20 protein-coding genes and 1 pseudogene are annotated in these 21,332 nt (G+C 71.3%); 3 read left to right on the forward strand and 18 right to left on the reverse strand.

Annotated features, from left to right (window positions below; genetic code table 11):
* Nucleotides 1–110 (forward strand): annotated as a pseudogene (locus AC1MIR_RS07680) (IS5/IS1182 family transposase); the annotation flags it as partial.
* A 397-nt stretch (nt 111–507) separates the two neighbouring features.
* Here AC1MIR_RS07680 and AC1MIR_RS07685 read toward each other — a convergent pair.
* From AC1MIR_RS07685 to AC1MIR_RS07735, 11 genes are all read right to left on the reverse strand, one after another.
* A complete protein-coding gene (locus AC1MIR_RS07685) occupies nt 508–927 on the reverse strand; it encodes a helix-turn-helix domain-containing protein (protein WP_480027590.1) in 420 nt (139 codons plus the stop codon).
* Nucleotides 928–993: 66 nt separating this feature from the next.
* Nucleotides 994–1,977 carry a tripartite tricarboxylate transporter substrate-binding protein gene (locus AC1MIR_RS07690; protein ID WP_480027591.1) on the reverse strand — a complete coding sequence of 328 codons (984 nt, stop codon included), beginning with the start codon at nt 1,975–1,977 and terminating at the stop codon, nt 994–996.
* A gap of 34 nt (nt 1,978–2,011) precedes the next feature.
* Nucleotides 2,012–2,752, reverse strand: coding sequence for an SDR family NAD(P)-dependent oxidoreductase (locus tag AC1MIR_RS07695; protein ID WP_480027592.1), 741 nt, complete (start codon nt 2,750–2,752; stop codon nt 2,012–2,014).
* A 17-nt stretch (nt 2,753–2,769) separates the two neighbouring features.
* On the reverse strand, nt 2,770–4,359 hold the full coding sequence (locus AC1MIR_RS07700) for a GMC family oxidoreductase (protein WP_480027593.1): 1,590 nt from the start codon (nt 4,357–4,359) through the stop codon (nt 2,770–2,772).
* Between the two features lie 11 nt (nt 4,360–4,370).
* A complete protein-coding gene (locus AC1MIR_RS07705; RefSeq protein ID WP_480027594.1) occupies nt 4,371–5,456 on the reverse strand; it encodes a malate/lactate/ureidoglycolate dehydrogenase in 1,086 nt (361 codons plus the stop codon).
* Between the two features lie 84 nt (nt 5,457–5,540).
* Nucleotides 5,541–5,987, reverse strand: a complete 447-nt coding sequence (locus tag AC1MIR_RS07710; RefSeq protein ID WP_480027595.1) for a MarR family transcriptional regulator — start codon at nt 5,985–5,987, stop codon at nt 5,541–5,543.
* Nucleotides 5,988–6,072: 85 nt separating this feature from the next.
* The gene (locus tag AC1MIR_RS07715) at nt 6,073–6,255 is read right to left on the reverse strand and encodes a hypothetical protein (RefSeq protein WP_480027596.1); all 183 of its coding nucleotides are present in this window, start codon (nt 6,253–6,255) and stop codon (nt 6,073–6,075) included.
* Between the two features lie 109 nt (nt 6,256–6,364).
* Nucleotides 6,365–7,465 carry an ABC transporter ATP-binding protein gene (locus AC1MIR_RS07720; RefSeq protein ID WP_480027597.1) on the reverse strand — a complete coding sequence of 367 codons (1,101 nt, stop codon included), beginning with the start codon at nt 7,463–7,465 and terminating at the stop codon, nt 6,365–6,367.
* A 13-nt stretch (nt 7,466–7,478) separates the two neighbouring features.
* Nucleotides 7,479–8,381 carry a carbohydrate ABC transporter permease gene (locus tag AC1MIR_RS07725; protein ID WP_480027598.1) on the reverse strand — a complete coding sequence of 301 codons (903 nt, stop codon included), beginning with the start codon at nt 8,379–8,381 and terminating at the stop codon, nt 7,479–7,481.
* A 1-nt stretch (nt 8,382) separates the two neighbouring features.
* The gene (locus AC1MIR_RS07730) at nt 8,383–9,315 is read right to left on the reverse strand and encodes a carbohydrate ABC transporter permease (protein WP_480027599.1); all 933 of its coding nucleotides are present in this window, start codon (nt 9,313–9,315) and stop codon (nt 8,383–8,385) included.
* Between the two features lie 78 nt (nt 9,316–9,393).
* Nucleotides 9,394–10,752, reverse strand: coding sequence for an ABC transporter substrate-binding protein (locus AC1MIR_RS07735; protein ID WP_480027600.1), 1,359 nt, complete (start codon nt 10,750–10,752; stop codon nt 9,394–9,396).
* A gap of 259 nt (nt 10,753–11,011) precedes the next feature.
* On the opposite strand from AC1MIR_RS07735, the gene AC1MIR_RS07740 reads away from it, so the two are divergent.
* Complete coding sequence (locus AC1MIR_RS07740; protein WP_480027601.1) at nt 11,012–11,371, forward strand: hypothetical protein; 360 nt, start codon at nt 11,012–11,014, stop codon at nt 11,369–11,371.
* Here AC1MIR_RS07740 and AC1MIR_RS07745 read toward each other — a convergent pair.
* Complete coding sequence (locus AC1MIR_RS07745; RefSeq protein ID WP_480027602.1) at nt 11,329–12,684, reverse strand: polyprenyl synthetase family protein; 1,356 nt, start codon at nt 12,682–12,684, stop codon at nt 11,329–11,331. The genes AC1MIR_RS07740 and AC1MIR_RS07745 overlap by 43 nt on opposite strands.
* A gap of 273 nt (nt 12,685–12,957) precedes the next feature.
* On the opposite strand from AC1MIR_RS07745, the gene AC1MIR_RS07750 reads away from it, so the two are divergent.
* Nucleotides 12,958–13,740: a DUF2189 domain-containing protein gene (locus AC1MIR_RS07750; RefSeq protein WP_480027603.1), complete on the forward strand. Its 783-nt coding sequence runs from the start codon at nt 12,958–12,960 to the stop codon at nt 13,738–13,740.
* 96 nt (nt 13,741–13,836) lie between these two features.
* On the opposite strand, the gene bchJ is transcribed toward AC1MIR_RS07750, so the two are convergent.
* The 6 genes from bchJ to bchI all read right to left on the reverse strand — a co-directional run bounded on the left by bchJ (nt 13,837) and on the right by bchI (nt 21,059).
* Nucleotides 13,837–14,424 carry a bacteriochlorophyll 4-vinyl reductase gene (bchJ, locus tag AC1MIR_RS07755; RefSeq protein WP_480027604.1) on the reverse strand — a complete coding sequence of 196 codons (588 nt, stop codon included), beginning with the start codon at nt 14,422–14,424 and terminating at the stop codon, nt 13,837–13,839.
* A 61-nt stretch (nt 14,425–14,485) separates the two neighbouring features.
* Nucleotides 14,486–16,195 carry a magnesium-protoporphyrin IX monomethyl ester anaerobic oxidative cyclase gene (bchE, locus tag AC1MIR_RS07760; protein WP_480027605.1) on the reverse strand — a complete coding sequence of 570 codons (1,710 nt, stop codon included), beginning with the start codon at nt 16,193–16,195 and terminating at the stop codon, nt 14,486–14,488.
* A 75-nt stretch (nt 16,196–16,270) separates the two neighbouring features.
* Nucleotides 16,271–17,311: a phytoene/squalene synthase family protein gene (locus tag AC1MIR_RS07765; RefSeq protein WP_480027606.1), complete on the reverse strand. Its 1,041-nt coding sequence runs from the start codon at nt 17,309–17,311 to the stop codon at nt 16,271–16,273.
* A gap of 14 nt (nt 17,312–17,325) precedes the next feature.
* The gene (gene bchO / locus AC1MIR_RS07770) at nt 17,326–18,252 is read right to left on the reverse strand and encodes an alpha/beta fold hydrolase BchO (RefSeq protein WP_480027607.1); all 927 of its coding nucleotides are present in this window, start codon (nt 18,250–18,252) and stop codon (nt 17,326–17,328) included.
* A 3-nt stretch (nt 18,253–18,255) separates the two neighbouring features.
* Nucleotides 18,256–20,043, reverse strand: coding sequence for a magnesium chelatase subunit D (locus AC1MIR_RS07775; protein WP_480027608.1), 1,788 nt, complete (start codon nt 20,041–20,043; stop codon nt 18,256–18,258).
* Nucleotides 20,040–21,059 carry a magnesium chelatase ATPase subunit I gene (gene bchI / locus AC1MIR_RS07780; RefSeq protein WP_480027609.1) on the reverse strand — a complete coding sequence of 340 codons (1,020 nt, stop codon included), beginning with the start codon at nt 21,057–21,059 and terminating at the stop codon, nt 20,040–20,042. Before bchI ends, AC1MIR_RS07775 begins: the two co-directional genes overlap by 4 nt.
* Nucleotides 21,060–21,332: the final 273 nt, after the last annotated feature.

The following is a 21,332-nucleotide window of genomic DNA, read 5'->3' on the forward strand; positions in this document are numbered from 1 at the left end:
GCAACCGCCGTCTCGCGAAGGACTTCGAGGCCTCCCTCGCCTCCGCCGAGGCCTTCCTCTACGCCGCCTCCGTCATGCTCCTGCTACGGCGCATCGCCCGTTGCACATGAGATTCGAGACAGGCTCTGAGCGGCGCCAGTCGCCAAGGCCAGGACGGAGGCCCCGGCTAAGACACATTTTTTGAGAGACACGATGTCTACCTCCCGTAATAAATCGATGGGCGAACGGGAGCCGGTCCACGGACAGAATTCCGACGCCCGTCTTTCGGTCATGCAGAATCCGCGCCAAACCGGAACAGGGCTCGATTCCAGACAATTACGGAAATAGTCGCGCCGAATTGGCATGAAAGTGTATGGATTCTTTACACTGTGCAGTGCTGCTCGCCCGGCACCTTCAGGGCCTCCGGAAGAGCCGCAGGATCGTGCGTTGCGGCGCGACAGGCGGACGCCGACACCGTTTCGCGCATGCCCGCCGATGGCAGGCAGGTCCGGGGCCCGTCGGAATTCTTTACGCCGACGGCGATCCGGGACCTCGCCGTCGCGAGGTGTCACCGACCGGCGAGCCGGTGCCCGCGGCCTGGCTGCGTCGCGAGGCGGCGGGGGCCCCGAACAGGCGCTTGAAGGCCCGGTTGAACGATGGCTCGGCGCCGGACCCGACATCCGCCGCGATGGCGGCGACCTTCTCCGCCCCCGCCGCCCGACGGCGCGCCGCCATCCGCATCGGCCAGCGTGCGAGATGCTGCATCGGCGGCTGGCCCGTCAGGGCGGCGAACCGCTCATCAAGCACGATGCGCGACTGTCCGGCCTCGCACGCAACCGCCTCCAGCGTCCACGCATCGGCAGGGCGCGCATGCAGCGCGGCCAGGGTCCGCCCGACCTGCGCATCGCGCAGCGCGGCAAGCCAGCCCTTGCGGCGTAACGGCCGCACGGGGCGGGCGAAGCCCAGTCCGGACGGCGCCGCCAGGGCAGCCCGGCGGCGCCCATCCGGCGCTTCTCAGCCGGGCAACTGCCCGCTGGCTTCCAGCAGCGGCTTCCAGCGCGCGATCTCAGCCTGCCAGAAGGCCTTCGCGCCCTCGGGCGTGGTGCGCTCGCCGCTCGCGGGCAGGCTGCCGAGCTCCACCATGCGGCGGCGGACCGTGTCGTCCCGCAGCATCGCCAGAAGGGCGCGGTTCAGCCGGTCCACGATGGGGCGCGGCGTGCCGTGGGGCGCGAACAGCATGTTCCAGCCGGACATGCGCATCGCGGGCAGCCCCGCCTCCGCCGTGGTCGGCGTATCGGGCAAGGCCGAGACGCGCGAATCGGTGGTGATGGCATAGCCCTTGATGGCGCCCGAGCGGATCTGCTCGGAGTTGTTCGTCGTCTGGTCGCAGCCGAGGTCGAGGCGGCCGGCCAGCAGGTCGTTCATCGCCGGCCCCGTGCCGCGATACGGAACCAGCGTCACCTGCGTGCCGATCGCCTGCTGCAGCAGCAGGCTGCAGAGATGGCTGGTGCCGCCGACGCCGGAATTGCCGAGGTTGAGCTTCGCCCCATCGCGCCGCACCACCGCGACCAGCTCGGCCAGCGTGTTCGCGGGGAAGTCGCGGCGCGCGATGATGGACATCGGCACCTCGTTGATCATGCCGACCGGCTCCATCGCCGTCGGATCGAAGCTGAGGCGCGGGTAGAGGGTCGGGATGGTGGCCTGGGCGAGGCTGCCGAACAGGATCGTGTAGCCGTCCGGCCGCGCCTGCGCGACGCGGCCCTGGCCGATCGAGCCGCCCGCGCCGGAGACGTTCTCCACCACGACGGTCTGGCCGAGATCGGCGCCGAGCGCCGGCGCGATCAGGCGGGCGATGGTGTCGGCCGGCCCGCCGGGCGCGAAGCCCACGACCATCGTGATGGTCCGCGTCGGATAGGCGGGCGCCTGGGCGAAAGCCCTGGCGCCGCCGGCGCCGACGAAGGCGGCCGCGAGGGCCGCGCGCCTGGTGATCCCGGACATGTCCTCACTCCCCTTCGTCATGCCGCTGCGCCGATCAGGTCTCGGCGCCGCCATTCACCTGGATCATCTGCCCGTTCACATAGGCGCCGCCCTCGCTGACCAGCATGGCGACGACGCTGGCGATCTCGGCGGGCGTGCCCATGCGGCCCGCGGGCACCTTCGCGACATAGCCCGAGCGGCTGTTCGTGACACCGGGCACGTCGTCATCGGCCGCGATGGGTCCGGGCGAGATGGCGTTCACCGTCACGCCCTGCTTCGCGAACTCCTTCGCCAGCGCCTTGGTCAGCCCCCAGAGACCATGCTTCGCGACGGAGACCGGCGCGCGGCCCGAATAGCCGTGGATGGCGTTCATGCCGGTGAAGTTGACGATGCGGCCGAAGCCCGCGGCGAGCATGCCCGGCAGGCAGGCCTGCGAGAGCCAGATCGCCGCTTCCATGTCCACCGCCATGACGCGGCGCCAATCCTCCTCCGTCGTCTCCAGGAAGGGCTTGGCGGGGCGCAGCGCGGCGTTGTTGACCAGCACCTCGACCGCGCCGAAGGCGGCGATGGCCTCCGCCGCGATCCGGGCGCATTCGGCGCGGCTGCCGACGTCGCCCATGACGACCAGCGCCTGGGCGCCAAGGGCACGGGCTTCCGCCGCAACGGACTCGGCGGCGGCACGGTCGGTCGCGCCGTTGATCACCAGGTTCAGCCCATCCCGGGCCAGGCGCAGCGCGACGGCGCGGCCGATGTTGCGGCCTGCGCCGGTGATCAGCGCGGTCTTGCGGCTCGACATGTCTTCTTCTCCGGCATTCAGGCCGCGCGGCGCAGGAACTCGGCGCAGCGCTCGCCCACCATCAGGGCGGCAGGCTGAATATTCGGGGATGGGATCAAGGGGAAGACGCTGGCATCCGCGACGCGCAGCCCCTCCACCCCGCGCACGCGCAATTCCGGGTCCAGCACGGCGCGGTCGTCGCTGCCCATCCGCGCTGTGCCGCAGGGGTGGAAGACAGTGCTGGCGGTGGCGCGGATGTTTTTCTCCAGTGCCGCGTCGTCGTTGGCGTCGGGGCCGGGGCGCAGCTCCTCCTCGATCAGGTCGCGCAGCGGGGCCTGGCGGGCGATGTCGCGGCAGATGTCGGCGGCGCCGAGCATCACGCGCAGGTCGTTCGGATGGTCCAGGTAGTTCGGGCGGATCACCGGCGGATCGGCGGGGTCCGGGCTGCGCAGCGTCAGCGTGCCGCGGCTGTCCGGGCGGCAGGCGCCGTAGTTCAGCATCAGCCCCGGGAAGGGGGTCAGGCCCTGGCGGTAGTCGAAAGTGGCGAAGTTGATGAAGAGGAGTTGCGCCTCCGCTTCCTCGGCGCCCGGCGTCACGCGGACGAAGGCGCTGGCCTCGCCGGCGCCGACCGCCATCGGCCCGGACTTGCGCAGCAGCCAGTCGAGCCCCATCGCCGCCTGCCTGAGCTTGCTCGCCAGGATCTCGTTCAGCGTGCCGCAGGGTTTCACGCGCCAGATGAACTTGGCGATGAGGTGGTCCTGCAGGTTGCGCCCGACATCGGGACTGTGCGCGACCACGGGCAGGCCCATCGCCTGCAGCGCCGCGCCGTCGCCGATGCCTGACAGCATCAGCAGCTTCGGCGTCTCCAGCGCGCCGCAGGAGGCGACGACGCAGCGCCGCGCGCGGAACGTCCCCTGCGCCGTGGCGACGCCAACGCAGCGATTGCCCTCGAAGAGCAGGCGATGCGCCTGGATGCCGGTGCGCACCTCGAGATTCGGGCGCTTCATCGCCGGGCGCAGATAGGTGCGCGCGGAGGAGGAGCGGAAGCGGCCATCCACGTTGAGCTGCACCGGGCCGACGCCCTCGATGCTGCTGCCGTCGTTCACGTCGCGGTGGCGCCTTATGCCGGCGGCGACCGCGGCATCCACGAAGGCCTGGGTGGCGGGCGCCATGCGCCGCGGCTCCATCACGCGGATCGGGCCGCTGTCGCCGCGATCGGGCGAGGGCGGGCCGAGCCAGGTCTCCATCCGACGGAAGGCGGGCGCGCAGTCCTCGTAGGACCAGCCGCGCGCGCCGGCCTGCGCCCAGCGGTCGTAGTCATGCGGGCTGCCGCGCAGGAACACGAGGCCGTTGACGCTGCCGGAGCCGCCGAGCACGCGGCCGCGCGGCCAGTGGATGGCGCGGTCGTTCAGCGCAGGAACCGGCTCCGTGTTGAATTTCGGGTCGTAGACCTGGCTGCCGAACAGCTTCGCATAGCCGGCGGGCAGCGCGACCCAGGGGCTGGAATCGGGCGGGCCGGCTTCCAGTAGCAGCACGCGTGTGCCGGGGTCCTCCGACATGCGCGCGGCGACGATGCAGCCGGCGGAGCCGCCGCCGACGACGATGATGTCCGCTTCGACCGGCTGCATCGGCGTGCCCCTCAGCCTGGCTCGGCCACGCCGAGCCGTCGCGCGACCTGGCGGATGCCTTCCCAGGTGTCGGGCTGCAGCGGCACGCCGTTGGCAAGGCGGTCGGCCCGCGTCGCGGCTTCCTTGTCGCCGGGTGCGAGCACGGGCTCGTCCGGCTTGGCGCGGTTCGCGGCCAGCACCCAGTCCACATAGGCGCGGCCGGTGGCGTGGAACTCGGCCTCGGTGCCGAAATGCCGCGGCGAGACGTAGAAGCTCAGCATGCCATTGGCGATGCGCGTGCGCTCCGAGATCGGCCCACTGGTGCCGCCGCCGGTCAGCGCGCCGCCCAGCATCTCGCACATGAAGGCGAGGCCCGATCCCTTGTGCTCGCCGAAGGCGCGGATCGCGCCGCTGCCCTTCGTTACGTCGCGCGGCCCGACCTTGTCGTAGGGCCCGTAGAGCGTGTGCGGGTCGCCCGAGAGGCTGCCATCCGGCTCGATCAGCGCATCGGCGGGCAGCGCCTTGCCGCCATTCGAGGCGACCATGACCTTGCCCTCGGCGACGAGCGAGGTGGCGAAGTCCAGCACCAGCGGGCGGCCGGGCAGCGGCACGCCGACGCTGAAGGGCGCGGTGGAGAATCGGCGATCCGTGGCGCCGAAGGGCGCGACCAGCACGCTGCCCGCGACGTTCACGAAATGCACGGAGATCAGCCCGGCGCGGATCGCCGTCTCGGCGTAGTCGCCGACGCGGCCGATATGGCCGGCATTGCGCAGCCCGACCACGGCGATGCCGTGCTGCTGGGCGCGCGCGATGCCGAGTTCCACCGCCTGCGGCGTGACCGTCTGGCCGAAGCCGAACTTGCCGTCGAGCAGGGCGAAGCAGCCGCCATCGGTCACCACCTCGGCGGTCTGGCCCTTCAGCACGTAGCCGGCCTCGCACCATTCGACATAGCGCGGCACGCGCGCCACGCCGTGGCTGTCATGGCCGGCGAGGTTGGCGCCGAGCAGATGCGTGCTGATGCGCCCGGCCTCGGCGGCGTCGCAACCGATGGCGCGGAAGATGGCGGCGACGAAGGCATCGAGCTTCGCGGCCTCGACGAGGACCTGGGCGAGGGGCATGGCGTGTTCCGTGCGGACTGACGGCGCCGAGCATCGTGCCGCGGGGCGGATGCGGCAAGACCGCGGGGCGGCTGCCCGCCCCGTTCACTGCCCGGCGAGGCGGCGCGGCGTGGCTGTTGCCGCGGCGGCGCGAAGCTCCGCCAGCCGGCGCTCGGCTTCCTGCGCGACGGCGGCGAGTTCGGCATAGCCCTCCTCGGCATGGCGCAGCAGGTGGTCCACGGCCGCGGCGGTGGGCTCGATCAGAACGACGCGAGCATCCTCCGGCGCGGTGCGGCGGGTCACGAGGCCCCGATGCTCGGCGCGGTCGAGGGCGCGGGTCAGGGTGGCCGGGCTGATCACGCCGGCGGCAAGGGCGGCCAAGTCCTTATGCGTCAGGCGGCGCCCGTTGAAGCCGGCGTTCAGCGCCTCCGCGACGCACCAGGTGACCTCGCGCGAGCGGACGCTGGGCTGGCCGGCGACGCGGATCGCAACCATGCTGCGGCGCTGCGCGAGCGCATACATCTCCCCGAGCGCTGCGGCGCGGACGAGCATGGCCGGGGATGGCGGGCCGGCGGGCGGTGCGGCGGCTGGCGGGATCTTGCGCACCCGCCCAGGCTAGGTTGAAACGGCGACGGAATCAAAGCTCCACGCCGTAGTATTGCCGCGCCTCGGCGACCAGGGCCCGGCGGGCCTCCCGCAAGGCGCGGACGACCTGCTCCAGCCCCTGCTGCGCGGCTTCCTCAGCGAGGCTGTTGAGAAGAAGGGCCATACCGCGCAGCCTGGCTTCGATCTCGGGCGTGCGCGCAGGACGCGCCGACATCGCCTGGTTCATTCGTGACACGTCCGGGTCGCGTTCTGGTCTTGCGACCTAGCCTTTGCGACCGGTCCGCGCCACGAGGATCGGGTTCAGGCTGAAACCGAGGCGGCCGCTACAGGACGCGCCCGGTCTGCGGGTCGATCAGATGCATGTGGTTGAGGTCGGCGGCGACCTGCAAAGGCTGGCCCGGTTCGGCCGGGGTGGTCGGATCGATCCGGCTGCAGACCTCGGCGCCCTGCAGCCAGAGATGGACCAGCGTCTCCATCCCCATCGGCTCGATCACCTCGGGTGTCAGTTCGAACGTCGCGATGTTATCGCGGTCGAGGTTCTTCGGCTCGGTCAGGTGCTCGGGCCGGATGCCGAAGATCATCTCCTTCCCCGCCGCGCCCGCATAGCGCTGGGTGCGATCGGCCGGCACCGGCAGCACGATGCCGTTCGGCAGGTTGAGGCGCAGCGCGCCGGAGCCGTTCTCGACACGGGCGGGGATGAAGTTCATCGCCGGGCTGCCGATGAAGCCGGCGACGAAGCGGGTGGCCGGACGGTGATACAGCTCCTGCGGCGGGCCGACCTGCTCGATGATGCCGTGGTTCATCACCACGACGCGGTCGGCGAGCGTCATCGCCTCCACCTGGTCGTGGGTGACGTAGACGGTGGTGGTCTTGACCGCCTGGTGCACCTTCTTGATCTCGGTGCGCATCTGCACGCGCAGCTTCGCGTCGAGGTTCGACAGCGGCTCGTCGAACAGGAAGACCTTGGGGTCGCGCACGATGGCGCGGCCCATCGCGACGCGCTGGCGCTGGCCGCCGGACAGCGCCTTCGGCTTGCGTTCCAGCAGCGGCGTGATGTCGAGGATACGGGCCGCGTTGTCCACGCGGCGCTTGATCTCGTCCTTCGGGAACTTACGCAGCGTCAGGCCGAAGGCCATGTTGTCGAACACGCTCATGTGCGGGTAGAGCGCGTAGTTCTGGAACACCATCGCGATGTCGCGGTCGCGCGGCGGGATGTCGTTGACCACGGTTCCGCCGATCGCGATCTCGCCGGAGGTGATCTCCTCGAGGCCCGCGATCATGCGCAGCGTGGTGGACTTGCCGCAGCCGGACGGGCCCACAAGGACCACGAATTCGTGGTCCGCGATCTCGAGGTCGATGCCCTTCACGGCCTGAACGCCGCCCTCATAGGCCTTGACGATCTTGCGGATTGAGACCTGTGCCATTCCTGGAGTGTCCCTAGCCTTTGGTTGCGCCGGCGGTGAGGCCGGCGATGTAGTAGTCCATGAGGAAAGCGTAGACGATCACGGGCGGCAGCGCCGCCAGCAGCGCGCCGGCCATCAGCTGGCCCCAGGCGAAGGTGTCGCCACGAACCAGCTGGCTGACCACGCCGATCGTCATCGGCATCTCCTCGGGCGTGGTGATGAAGGCGGTCGGATAGACGAAAGCCGCCCAGGACACGGTGAAGGCGAAGATCGTCGCGGCGATGATGCCCGGCAGCGCTACCGGAATGAAGATCTTCCAGAGCATCTGCATCCAGTTGGCGCCGTCGATCAGCGCGGCCTCGTCCAGCTCCTTGGGGATGGAGGCGAAGTAGCCGATCATGATCCAGGTGCAGAAGGGCACGGTCAGCGTCGGATAGACCAGCACCAGCCCCCATGCGCTGTTCAGCAGCCCCAGGCTGCCGACGATCTGATAGAGCGGGATGAACAGCAGCGTGTCCGGGATCAGGTAGGTCAGAAACACGCCCGTGGCGAGCACCTGGCTGCCCCAGAAGCGCATCCGCCCAAGCGCGAAGGCGGCAAGGACCGAGATCACCATCGTGACCGCGACGACACAGACCGTGACCTTCACGCTGTTCCAGAAGAAGCCGCGGAACAGCTCGTTGCCGATCAGCGCGGCGTAGTTCTCGAGCGTGGGGCTATGCACCCACCAGGGCGTGCTGTTGAGCTGGTCGGCGATCTCGGCGCTGGTCTTGATGCTCGTGACGAACATGTAGACCGGCGGCGCCAGCATGATGATCGCAGCAAAGATGAGGGATATGTAGGCCGTCCACAGCGCCCAGCGCCGTTCGGCGCGCAGGCTGCCGGCCTTGTGGTAGATGCCGGGAACGTCGCGGTTCGCGGCGGTGGCGGCGCTCATCCTACGTCTCCTCCTTGTTCCGTCGGTTGACGCCGCGCAACACGAAGAAGGCGATCACCGCGAGGATGGGGAACATGAACAGCGACACCGCGGCGCCGCGGGGAATATTGCCGGCCAGGATGCCGACCTGGAAGGCGTAGGAGGCGAAGACATGCGTCAGGTCGCGCGGGCCGCCATTCGTCAGCACGCGCACGATGTCGTAGTTCGCGAAGGTCACGATCAGGCTGAACAGCACGGTGATGCTGATGATGTTGGCCATCATCGGCAGGGTGATGTAGCGCAGCCGCTGCCACGAGGTCGCGCCATCGATCGCCGCGGCCTCGTAGAGCGCCTCGGGCACGGATTTCAGCGCGGCCAGGTACATGATCATGAAGAAGGGCGCGCCGTACCAGACATTCACGATGATCACGCTGATCCGCGCCCACCACGGCTCGCCGAGCCAGGGCACGGAGGGGACGGCGAAGACGTTGAGGATCCAGTTGATGGAGGAGTAGGAGGGGTCGAACATCCACCACCAGCCCAGCGTGGACAGCGCCGGCGGGATCACCCAGGGCACCAGCAGCATGCCGCGCCACTTGCGCTGCCCCTTGGTGGGGATGTGGTGCAACATGTGCGCCAGCCAGAACCCGATCAGCGCCTTCAGGATGACTGCAGTCACCGCGAAGAACACCGATTGGAAGATCACCATGCGGAAGGTTTCTGAATCGAGCAGGATCTCGAAATTGCCGAGCCCGATGAAGGTATTCATGCGCCGGTTCAGCATAGCCAGCCAGATCGCATAGCCCGCGGGCCAAGCGACAAGGCCGCCGATCACGGCAAGCAAAGGAAGCGTCATCAGGAAGGCGATGGTCGATCGCCGCCTGGCGAAGCGCTTCAGCGAGGAACCTGCCGGCACCCCTTGCTGGGCGATGGCGAGCGTCGCGCCGTCAGCCATCCCGGACTCCCTGCAGTTCGGTGTGTTGTTGGGCTGCCGCCCGGAGCATCCGCCCCGGAACGGCAGCCGGCCGTGGCCCTAGAGGCCGCGCCGCATATTGTTGATTTCGCGCTCGGCCCAGCCCAACGCGGCGTCCATACTCTCGCCACCCTGCGCGATACGGGCGACCAGCTTCGTGTTCAGGCCCTGGATGTACATCTGCTGCGCCAGTTCCGGCGGGGCCGGAGAGAATGCAACAGAGTAGCGCGCCTGATGGTGGGCCTTCATCGGGTAGTTGTAAGCGAAGCCGACAGGCGGGCCCTCGGTCTCCCACACCTTGAAGTCGGCCATGCTCTCGAACGGCGGGATGTCGTAGCCACCGCTCTTGTTGGTGATCGACTCCGCGCTCTCGCGCTGGGTGATGAACTCCAGAAAGCCCTTGGCGGCGTTTTTGTTGCGGCTGAAAGACCAGATGCCGGTGGTGTACGGAAGGTAGGCCGTGAAGCGCCCTTCGGGCCCCGATGGCATCGGCGCATACCAGCACTTCTCCGCCACCTGCGGCGCATCGCGCTTGGCCACCGCCCAGGCAGAAGGCGGGTTGAAGATCAGCGCCGAACGGCCGGAGATCAGCGCGCGATTGTTCGACGCGTCATCCCAGGCCCAGACGTCGTTGGGCAGGAAGCGCGACAGGCGCACGAGGTAGTCAACCGCGGTTCGGAGCTTCTCGTTGTTTCGGGTGGTCGGCTCGCCGCGCTCGTTCGTAAGGCGCGCGCCGTAGGCGTTGAACACAGCGCCGACCACATCGACCGCGTCGGTAAACTGACCCATCGGCAGGCCGAAGGAGAAGCCCGCCTTGTGGCAAGCTTCGGCGGCCTTGAGGAAGGTGTCCCAGGTCCAATTGTCGGCCCCCGGGCCGCGCTGATTGCTGGCCGGCCACATGGCGCGGATGTCGATCCCGGCATGCTCCTGGAGCAGATCGAAGCGCACGCAGGCCGGCTTGTTCTGCGAGCCGGAGGTCGCGGGCACGCCGCGCCAATGGCCCTGACGCTTGGCGAGGAACTCCGTGACCGGGTTGATCGGGCCATATTTGGCGACCAGGCGCTGGATGACGTCGTCCACCGGCTCGAGCTGGTCGGCATAGGCGCCCGGATCCCAGGGCGTCAGCGAGATCGCGTCATGCCCGCTGCGCGACTGCGCCTGCGCGGCGGCGGTCAGCTGCAGCTGGTTGCCGGTGGTGTTGATGAAGTCGAGCGAAACGTTGACGCGATTCTGCCCACCCCAGGTCTCGGCCAGGGCCTTCAGCGCGTCGTTGCCGCCAGGAACCCAGTGATCCCAGAAGGCGATGCGCAGCGAGCCCGCGGAACCCTGCGCGTGAACCATCGGCGCGCCCAGCGCCCCTGCCGCGAGAACGCCGGCACCTGCGCGAAGCGCGCCGCGACGGCTGACAGTCTTGGCCATCTCCCCGTATTCCTTCCTGCATCGGCCGGCCGTGTGTCGGCCGTGCCCTGGTTGCAACAGAGATCAGGTTAGGCATCGCGGGGCGAAGCCTGCAAGTCCACCGCAGATGAAGCCTTGTCAGGATTCGGCCGGGCATCGGAACAGTCCCGTGATCTCGTCACAATGACGGGAAGCGCCTGCCCGCCCGCGGGCGGGCGACACATATGCAGTTGCGCATCGATCAAGCTGCAAGCGTGTCGCGAAGCAGGGGCAATTCGGGATGAAGCGCATCGTCACCGCCGTTTTCGACACCCGCGCCGAGGCGGAACGCGCCCGGATGGGGCTTCGCGCCCTCGGCGTCCCGCACGGCGACATCGCGCTGCATGGTGCGCACGACCATGATGAGCCACCGGCGAGCGACGCGGCACCGGGCAGCGAGCCCTGGCTGCCGGGCCTGCTGGACCTGCTGTTCCGGCGCGAGGCGGATTTCGCGGTCCAGATGAAGGCGATGGAGCGCGGCGGCGTGGCGGTGACCGCGCGCGTCGCGCCGGAGCTGGCGGCCGCTGCCGCGCGCGCGCTGGAGCAGGTGGGCGGCCGCTACAGCCTGAACGCCACGGAACCGGTCCGGCCGACCTCATAGCCGCCCAGTCGCTCCGCGCGGGCGCGGAACGCCTCGCTCCGCGCGAAGCCGAGGAGCGCCTGCAACGGCGGCTCGAACCAATCGCGCGGGCGCGCCACCAGGTCGAATCGCTCCGTCACCAGTGGCACGAAGAGCAGTCCACGCAGCGTCGCCTCAGCGCGGATCCCGAAGCCGGCATCGGCACGGCCCTCGGCCACCGCTGCAGCCACCTCGTCCTCGCTTGCGGCCGGCTTCGGCATGAAGCGCAGTCCATCCAGCCGGATGCCGGCCTCATTCAGCAGGTGCAACAGCAGCAGATGGCTGCCCGCGCGCGCCTGACGGCCTGCCACCACGACGCCGGGCCGCGCAAGGTCGGCCAGCCGCGTGAGGTTGCGCGGATTGCCGGCGGGCAGGATCAGCCCCTGCTCCCGCTCCGCCCAGATCAGGCCGACAAGCGGCTCTCCCGGCAGTTCCGCGCGACTTGCCGCCTCGTTGAAGCCACCGGTGTCAGGATCAGGAATATGCACGGCGGCGGCGATGGCCTCACCCGCCGCCCCCCCCCCCCCCCCCGCCCCGCCGGCCCCCCCGCCGGGGGGGGGGGCCCCCCCCCCCCCCCCCCCCCCCCCGCCCCCCCCCCCCCCCCCCCCCGCGTCGCGGCCGACGGGCTTGCCGAGGCTTTCCTCCGTCTCCACCGCGTCGCGCAGGTCGTCGGCCACCTGGTAGGCCTCGCCCAGCCTATCGCCGAGCAGGCGCCAGGCTTCCGGCTCCGCATGGCCCGCGGCCGCGGCACCCGCGACGGTGGCAGCGGCGAAGAGCGCCCCGGTCTTCTGGCGCTGGTATTCGGACAGATCGACCTTCGGCTCGCATTCCCAGGCCTGGCCGGCGACGATGCCGAACGGCACGCCGACGCCGTCTCCCACGGCGGCGATGACCGGGCCGAGCCGCTCCGGCGCGACGCTGGCGACGCGCGAGAGGGTCTGGAAGGCCAGGATGATCAGCGCATCGCCGGCGAGCACCGCCAGCGGCACGCCGAAGGCGCGATGCACGCTCGGCTTGCCGCGCCGCGTCTCGGCATCGTCGAAGCAGGGCATGTCGTCATGCACGAGGCTGGCGCAGTGCAGCAACTCGATCGCCGCGGCGGCGGCGGTGGCCAGGGCCGGCCGGTCGTCGCCGCAGGCGCCGGCCACGGCCAGCGTCAGGCGCGGGCGGATGCGGGCGCCCTTGGGAAAGACGGCGTGGCGCATCGCCGCGGCCAGGCGCGGCGGCGCGCCGCTTGCCTCGGCGAGCAGGACGGCGTCGGCGAGGCTGGATTCGATGCGCGCGGCGACATCCATGCGATGGCTCCCTTTCGGCCTCCGCCCGGCCGCATCACGGCGGACCGCCGCGCCTGCCGGCGGATGGTCGATCCGGCGGACGGTCGATCCGGCGGACCGTCAATCAATCCTGTCAGTCGTAACTGTCAGTCTTTCCTGACACCCAAGTCAATGGCTTTCGCCGCCCGCCACTCTCGCGGCCTTGTGAGCCCGCGACGGCGCGCGGTGCGCCATGTCCTTGCCGATCGGGGCCCGCGACCCGTGGCGCCCCGTCGCGAAGGGAAGGAGGCGTGCATGGACGAGGTGCTGAGGACGACCCCCGGCGCGAGGGCCGCGCATCCCGCGGTGCGACGCATCGGCATCGGCGATCTCGCGGCCGCGCTGCGTCGCGGGCTACAGGACTTCCTGCAAGCGCCCACGCAGCTCTTCTTCCTCTGCGTCCTCTATCCGGCGATCGGGCTGGTGGCGGCCACGCTCGCCGCGGGCGGCGATGCGATGCACCTGCTCTACCCGATGGCGGCCGGCTTCGCGCTGGTCGGGCCGGTGGCGGCGCTCGGCCTCTACGAGATCAGCCGCCGGCGCGAGAGCGGGCTGGAGGCCAGCTGGCGGAACGTCTTCGACGTGCTGCGCTCGCCGGCGATCGGCTCCATCCTGGCGCTCGGCCTGCTGCTGGTGGGGCTGTTCCTCTGCTGGGTCTGGGCGGCGGATGCGATCCACCGGGCGACGCTCGGCCAGCTGCCGCCGGGGATGCCCTTGCAGGACGCGCTGTTCGCCACGCCGGAAGGCTGGCGGATGATCTGGCTCGGCAATCTCGTCGGCTTCTGCTTCGCCGCCGCGGTGCTGGTGCTGACGGCGATCTCCTTCCCGATGCTGCTCGACCGCGATGGCGGCGTGGCGGAGGCGGTGGCGACCTCAGCGCGCGCCTTCGCCGCGAACCCGCTGCCGATGGCGGCCTGGGGCCTGATCGTGGCGGCGCTGCTGCTGCTCGGCTCGCTGCCGCTGTTTGTCGGGCTGGCCGTGGTGCTGCCCGTGCTGGGGCACGCGACCTGGCACCTGTATCGCGCGGTCGTCGTTTAGCGCCTGATCCGCGAAGGCGGGATCGCCGAAGCGGTGAATCAGTCGCTCAAACAAGGCCTACGGCGTGATCCACGACAGTGGATCACGCCGTGGCCTCTACCAGCGCAGTTCGAACACGCAGGCCGGGGCGCCCATGGCTTCGCAAGCGATCTCCGCCACCTGCGTGCGCGGGCTGACCAGCGCGCGGAACAGCGTCTCGAAGGTGGCGGCGTAGTAGCCGCAGACCGGGTGGTCGGCGCGGCCCGCGCGCGGGATGGGACCGCCCGCGACCTCGAGGCGCATGGGCGTGCCGGGCAGCACGCGGAAGCGGCCGCTGCCGGCGAAGGTCCAGGCGTGGCGGCCGATGGCGCCGGTGAGGATGCGCGCGGCCAGGCCCGCCGGCAGGCGCGTCAGCACCGCCTGCAGCGGGCGCGGGATGCGGTTGGCAAGCAGGTAGAGCGCGGTGAGGCGGCCGGCCTCACGCGAGGCGGCCTCGGCGTCGTCCTCGCCGAGCAGGGAACGCGCGGCGCGATGCAGCGCGGTGACCTCCGCTTCCGGCACCATGCGGCTGGGCGGATCGGCGAGGCGATGGGACAGCCCCGCCGCCGCGAAGATTCTGGTCGCGCGTGCGCGTCCGAGCGCCTCGGCGAGGCGGGTCACGGCGTTGGGGCCGATGCGCGACGGATCGACGTGGCTTGCTTGCATCGATTGGCTCGGCGGCGCCGCCCCCACCCCGACCTCCCCGCCAGCGGGGGAGGGAGAAGGATCAGTCCCGCGTCGGGCTGTTCACGGATTCGGGCAGTTGCTGCGTGCCGCCGCCGCAGGCCTTGATGACCTCCGGCTCCATGCGCGCGCTCTCGTCCTCCTCCACCAGCTGCTCCGTGCCGCCGCCGCAGGCCTTGGCCGCCGCCGCGGCCGCGGCGTTCGCGGCCGGCAGCTTCACCTTCGGGCGGTGCATCGTCTTCCACATCGCGTTGTGCGGCGCGCGCGCGGCCTCGGCGGTCAGCGTGCGGCTCTCGTCGAAGTGGAAGTCCACGTTCTTCTTCGATTGCGGCCCCCAGTAGCCGACCTTGCCGAGGTCGTAGAAGGTCCGCTGGAAGCCGGATTTCGCGAAGGCCCAGAGGCAGCCCAGCATGTATTTCCGCTTCACCTTGTCGCGGATCCACGGGTAGCCCAGGAAGGTCTTGCGCAGGTAGAAGCGGCGGTAGTTGTTCATCGTGCGATCGAGCAGCGTGGCGCGGTCCATCGCCTCCGGCTTCATGATCGGCGTGACGAAGTTGTATTTCGAGAAGTCGAACACCTCGACCTTGTCGCCCAGCTCCTTGAACAGGTCGTTGAACGGCCAGGGCGTGTACATGGCCCAGTTCGCCATGTCCGGATCCCAGTCGAGCGCCATGCGATAGGTCTCTTCCAGCGTCTCCGGCGTCTCGTTGTCGAGGCCGACGATGAACTGCGCCTCGGCGACGATGCCGTTCTCGCGCAGCAGGCGGATGGCCTTCTTGTTCTGCGCGACCGTCGTCTCCTTGTTGAACAGGTCGAGCTTCAGCTGCGCCGCCGCCTCCGTGCCGAGCGAGACATGGATCAGCCCCGCCTTGCGGTACAACGGCAGCAGCGCCTCGTCGCGCAGGATGTCGGTGACGCGGGTGTTGATGCCCCAGAGAACCGGCAGGTTGCGCTCGATCAGCACCTCGCAGAACTCGACGAACTTCTTCTTGTGGATGGTCGGTTCCTCGTCGGCGAGGATGAAGAAGCCGACGCCATGGTTGCGCACCAGGTCCTCGATCTCGTCCACCACCTTCTTCGGGTCGCGCACGCGGTAGTCGCGCCAGAATTTCCACTGGCTGCAGAAGGAGCAGGTGAAGGGGCAGCCGCGCGCGAGGTTGGGAATCGCGACCTTCGTGTTCATTGGGATGTAGATGTATTTCGACCAGTCGAGGATGCCCCAGTCCGCGACGATGCGGTCCACCTCCTTGATCGGCGGGCAGGCGGGCGTGGCCACGACCTTGCCGTCCTCGGCATAGGCGATGCCCTTCACACTGCCACGTTCCGCCGGCCAGCGGCCCTCGTCCACGCAGCGCACCAGGTCGGTCAGCACCTGCTCGCCCTCGCCGCGCACCACGCAGTCGATCCAGGGCGCCTCGGCCAGCACCTGCGGATACATGAAGGTGCCGTGGATGCCGCCGAGCACCGTCACCGCATCGGGGCAGGCTTCCTTCGCGATCTTCAGCAGCGCCTCGGCCTCATAGATCGCCGGCGTGATGGCCGTGGCGCCGATCACGTCGGGCTTCAGATCGAGCAGACGGTTGCGCACCTGGTCGTGGCTCAGGTGGTTCGTCATCGCGTCGATGAAGGTGATGTCGGTGAAGCCCTCGGCCTTCAGGTAGCCGGAGAGATAGGCGACCCAGGCGGGCGGCCAGTTGCCGGCGATCTCGGCGCCGCCGGAATGGTAGTTCGGGTGGATCAGGACGATGCGCATCGGGACGCTCCCCCCGGCAAGCCGCCGGACTGGGGCAGCTTCACCCGGGCGGGGCTTCCCCGACCTTGATGTGTGTCAAGCCAACCTGACGGTTGTGCCTGTACCGTGATCGAGACGGTCGAAGAGATCCACCGCCCAGAGCAGGCGCTCCCGGAAGGTGCCGGCGGGCCAAGGCTGGTCCTGTTCCGGCATCGCTTCCACTGCGCGCACGAGGAACTCCGTGCCCGGCAGCGGCGGCGCGGCGAGGTCGGCGGCACGCGTGCCATACTGGCCGAGGCTGCGCGCCATGAGCCGCAGCTTGCGATGGCGCGGCACCACGGCGCGGCGCGAGACGGAATCGAGGCCCTGCCGCTCCACCTGCCGGCCGATCTCGGCGTAGATCAGCCGCGCCGCGCCGATGCCGGCGCGGCAATCGCGCGGCAGCAGCGCGATGCCGGCCTCGCCGCGGCGATAGTGCGCATCGGCCTGCTGCAGCAGCCGCGCCACGACCCGGCCGAGCGCCGGCGAGAAGGAAGGCGCGGCGAGGAACGCCGCCGGCTCGATCCCTTCCGCGCGCAGCCAGTCATGCGGCAGGTAGAGCCGGCCATTGCGGGCATCCTCGCCGACATCGCGGGCGATGTTGGTGTACTGCATCGCCACGCCGAGGTCGCAGGCACGTGCAAGGGCCTGCGGTGCGCGCACGCCCATCAGCAGCGTCATGATCGCGCCGACCGCCGCGGCGACGCGCGCCGAATAGGCTTCCAGCGCCGGCTCGTCCGGGCATTGCCTGCCCTCGGCATCCCAGGCGAGGCCTTCCAGCAGCGCCGCCGGCAAGGCGCGCGGGATCGCGTAGCGCGCGACCACGCGGGCGAAGGCGCGGTCGGCGGGATGCGCCGCAGGCTCGCCGGCATAGATCCCGTCGAGCCGCGCATCGAGTTCGGCCATGCCGGCCGCGCCGCCGCCATCGTCAATCAGGTCGTCGGCGACGCGGCAGAAGGCGTAGAGCGCGATTGCGGGGTCCGCCACGCGGCGCGGCAACAGGCGCGCGGCGGCGGCGAAGGACTTCGAGCCGCCGGCCAGCAGGCCTCGACAGGCGGCGAGATCCGCATGCACCGTCTCTGGCGCGTCGAACGGCATCCTCGGCCCCCGTGTCACCCGGCTCGACTGTAAGACAAGTCTGACACCGAGGGCGAGACGCTTGTGCCCCCGGCCGCCCGCTGTTGCGCGAGCAGCAGGTCTGCCGCCTGCCGCGGCTGTTCCTCATGGGCCAGATGGCCGAGGCCGGGCAGCCTGACGATGCGCGCATCCGGCAGGCGGGCGCGCACCCGCTCGGCCTGGGCGGGCGGAACGGCGCGGTCATTGGTGCCGACCACCAGCACCAGCGCCGCCCGCAGCCGCGGCAGATCGCGCAGTAGGGGCTGCAGGTCCCAGTTCGCCATCATCCCCAGCGCGGCGGCGACATGGCTGGTGTGGCGGAACAGCCGCGCATAGAGGTCCACGCCGCGCTCCGGGATCCGGCTGCCGGTGTCCATCAGCAGCCGCTCCGCCACCGCGCGGTTGGAGGCGCGCCAGGCCATCAGGCTCGGCACGAAGGGAAGGCCCGCCAGCATGCGCGCGGCGCGCGTGAAGAAGGCCGCGTGGCGGTCGCCGAGCGGCTGCAGCGCGCCGTTGAACGCCACCACGCTGTGCGGCGCGATGCGCCCATCCAGCGCCAGCCGCAGCGCCACCGCCGCGCCGGCGGAATGCCCCGCGACCAGCGCCGGCCGCGCCTCCAGCGCCTGCAGGAGCGCCGCAACCGAGGCCGCCATGCCCGGCAGCGACAGGCGCTGCGCCGGCGGCAGGTCGGTGAAGCCGTGGCCGGGAAGATCGGGCGCGATCACGCGGAAATGCGGCGCCAGCAGCGGCAGCATGTCGCGCCAGGAATGCGTGGCCGCGGCGGTGCCGTGCAGCAGCAGCAGGTCCGGTCCCGACCCTGCCACCTGCACATGCCAGCGCAGCCCGGCGGCGGTGACGAAGCGGCTGTGCTCCCGATTGGGCCAGTCGCGCCCGTCACGCTCCCAGTTGGGTCGGTCCACCATGGGTCACGCGGGCCGGGCGGCGGCGACGGCGCCGGACAGCCGCGCGGAATCCGCGGCCGGCAGCGGCAGGTAGCGCGCGCCCATCGCCTCCGCCACCCGCTTCGCGAAGGGATGCGGGCGCGGCGCGGTGTCCACCAGCAGCGACGGGATGCCGGCAAGCCGGATCGGCGCCGCGGCGGCGAGCGCATCGGCCTCCGCCGCCGGCCTTCCCTGCGTGCCATCCCGGGCAATGTTGGCGCGACCATCGGTCAGCAGCACGAGCAGCGGCGTGCGGCCGCGCCGCGCGCTCTCGGCGGCGATCGCGGCCGCGGCCTCCATGCCCGAAGCGAGCGGCGTGGGTCCTCCGCCCGGCAGGCCGGCGAGGCTCCGCTTCGCGCGCACGAGAGAGGGCGTGGGCGGCAGCAGCACCTCCGCGCGCTGGCCGCGGAAGGCGACCACCGCCACCTGGTCGCGCCGCACGTAGCAATCCGCCAGCAGCATCTCCACCGCGCCCTTCGCCTCCGCCAGGCGATGCAACGCGGCGGAGCCGGAGGCGTCCACGACGAAGATCGCCGTCGTGCCCGCCTTGTGGCGGAAGCGGCGCAGGCGGATGTCCTCCTTGCGCACCTGGATCGGCGGGCCCTGCGGCCGTTCGCGCCGACGAAGCGGCTGCCAGGGCGCGGCGTTGCGCAGCGTCTCCACCAGCGCGAGTCGCGCGCCGGAACGCAGTTGGCCCGCACGCGTGCCGACGGGGCGGCCGCGCTGCGCCTGGTCGCGCCGCGCGCCGGCCTTGCCCTCGGCGCCGTTGCGCTTGCGCGCGGCGTCGCGCAGTTGCAGCGCCTCCAGCAGGCCGGCGGGCAGCGCGGCGCGGGCGGCGGCGACCAGCATCTCCTGCAGGTCGCGCGGATCGGGGCCGCGATCGGGCTGGTCCTCGTTCTGCGCGCTGGTGTCGGGCGGCGGCGGCTCGGGCGGCGGCTCCTCGGGCTGCTCGTCCTCGCCGGCCGGCAGGCGCGTGGCGCGCGGGGCGAGGACGAGGCGTGCGGCGAGGTTGGCGTCCTCGCGGCTCGCGGTCAGCCGGCCATCCAGCGCGGCGGCGGCGCGGGCGGCGCGGAGCGCGAAGAGCGCCGCGCGGGGATCGTCGATGCCGAGCGCGGCGGCGGCGGCGCAGAGGGCCTCCGCGACGGCGTCGTCCAGCGTGACGTGCGGAAGGAGCGCGCGCGCATCCTGCGCCACGCTCGCCGCGCCCGGTCGTGTCGCGGCGACGGAGTCGGTCAGCGCGAGGTGGAAGGCGAGGCGCGCGCGCAGCGCGGCGGGCGCGACCTCCTCGGGCGCGATGCCCTCGTCCAGCGCCACCAGCGCAAACCGCGCGGAGAGCCGATCCGAGAGGCCGTCGCGCTGCATGACGACGGCGCCGGCATCCATCACGGCGCAGATCCGCGCGGCGGTGGCCGTCTCCGTCCGCTCCGCCATCGCGGCGAGGAGGATGCCGCCATCGGCCTCGGCCAACACGCCGCGCTCGGCGATCGGCCTGCCGGCGGCGAGGGTCGCGGACAGGTCGAGCCCGCCGAGCAGCCGGCTGTCCGGCACGCCGAGCGGCAGCCGGCGCCAGGGCGTGCCGGACGGCAGGGCGGCGCGCAGCGTGGCCAGCCAGGCGTCACGCGCGGCGCCGGGCGGGCCGCGCAGCAGCGCGCCGCCGAGGCCGACGGGATCCACGGCCAGCAGCAGTGCGGCTTGTGCGATGTCGGTGGCGAGAAAACCCCCACTGCGGCCCTCCCCCGCTGCCGCGGGAGAGGGAGAGACGCGCGTGCTCACGCCGGCAGCACTTCGGCCAGCGCGCGCTCCACCCGCGTCGCGGCGACGGATTCGTCGAGCGGATCGCGGCGCAGCCGATGGCGCAGCGCGGGCGAGGCGATGCGGCGCAGATGATCGAGCGTGACCTCGCGATCGCCATCGAGCGCCGCGAGCGCGCGCGCGGCACGCATGAGCGTCAGCTCGCCGCGCAGGCCATCGGTGCCGAGGGCGAGGCAGAGGCGCGTCGCCGCTTCCAGCGCCGCTTCCGGCACGCGCACCTTGGGCAGCAGGCGCCGCGCGGCCAGCAGGCGCTTGCGCGTCGCCGCCTCCTCCTTCGCCCAGGCGGCGCAGAAGCGCTTCGGGTCGCGATCGAAGGAATCGCGCCGCTTCACCACCTCGATCCGCGTCGGCAGGTCCTGCGGCGTGCGCACCTCCACCGCGAGGCCGAAGCGGTCGGTGAGCTGCGGGCGCAGCTCGCCTTCCTCCGGGTTGCCGCTGCCGATCAGCACGAAGCGGGCGGGATGGCGGATGGAGATGCCCTCGCGCTCCACGACATTCTCGCCGGAGGCGGCGACATCGAGCAGGAGGTCCACCAGGTGATCCTCCAGCAGGTTCACCTCGTCGATATAGAGGAAGCCGCGATGCGCGCGGGCGAGCAGCCCGGGCTCGAACGCCTTCACCCCTTCGGCCAGCGCACGCTCGATGTCGAGCGCGCCGGTCACGCGGTCCTCCGTGGCGCCGAGCGGCAGGTCCACCACCGGCACAGGCACCGTGACGGCGACGCGGCGCGGCGCGGCGCGGCAGGCTTCGCAGAACTGCGCGGGCTTCGCCGGATCGCAGGCGAAGGGACAACCGGCCACCGCCTTCATCGGCGGCAGCAGCGCCGCCAGCGCGCGCACCGTGGTGGACTTGCCCGTGCCGCGATCGCCGAAGACCAGCACGCCGCCCAGCGCGGGATCCACCGCGGCGATCAGCAGGGCGAGCTTCATCTCGTCCTGCCCGACGATGGCGGAGAAGGGAAAGACCGGCCGTGCCACGGGCTTCGCCGCCCTGCGCGACCGCGTCGGACCTGCCGCGGTGGTGTCTTCCATCTCCGCGGCCCGTCCGGCTCCCCTCCCCTGGGAACCGGCGGCGTCCATCAGGCGGCCCGCCTCAGGCTGAACTGCGACCAGACGGCCTCCAGGCTGGCGACGAGGTGATCCATGTCGGCATCGGTGTGCACCGGGCCCGGCGTGATGCGCAGCCGTTCCGGGGGGGGCGGGGCCGGGGGGGGGGGGGGTGGGGGGGGCGGTGCGGCCGGGCGGGGGCGC

It is taken from the genome of Falsiroseomonas sp. RANM36 (assembly GCF_056682175.1).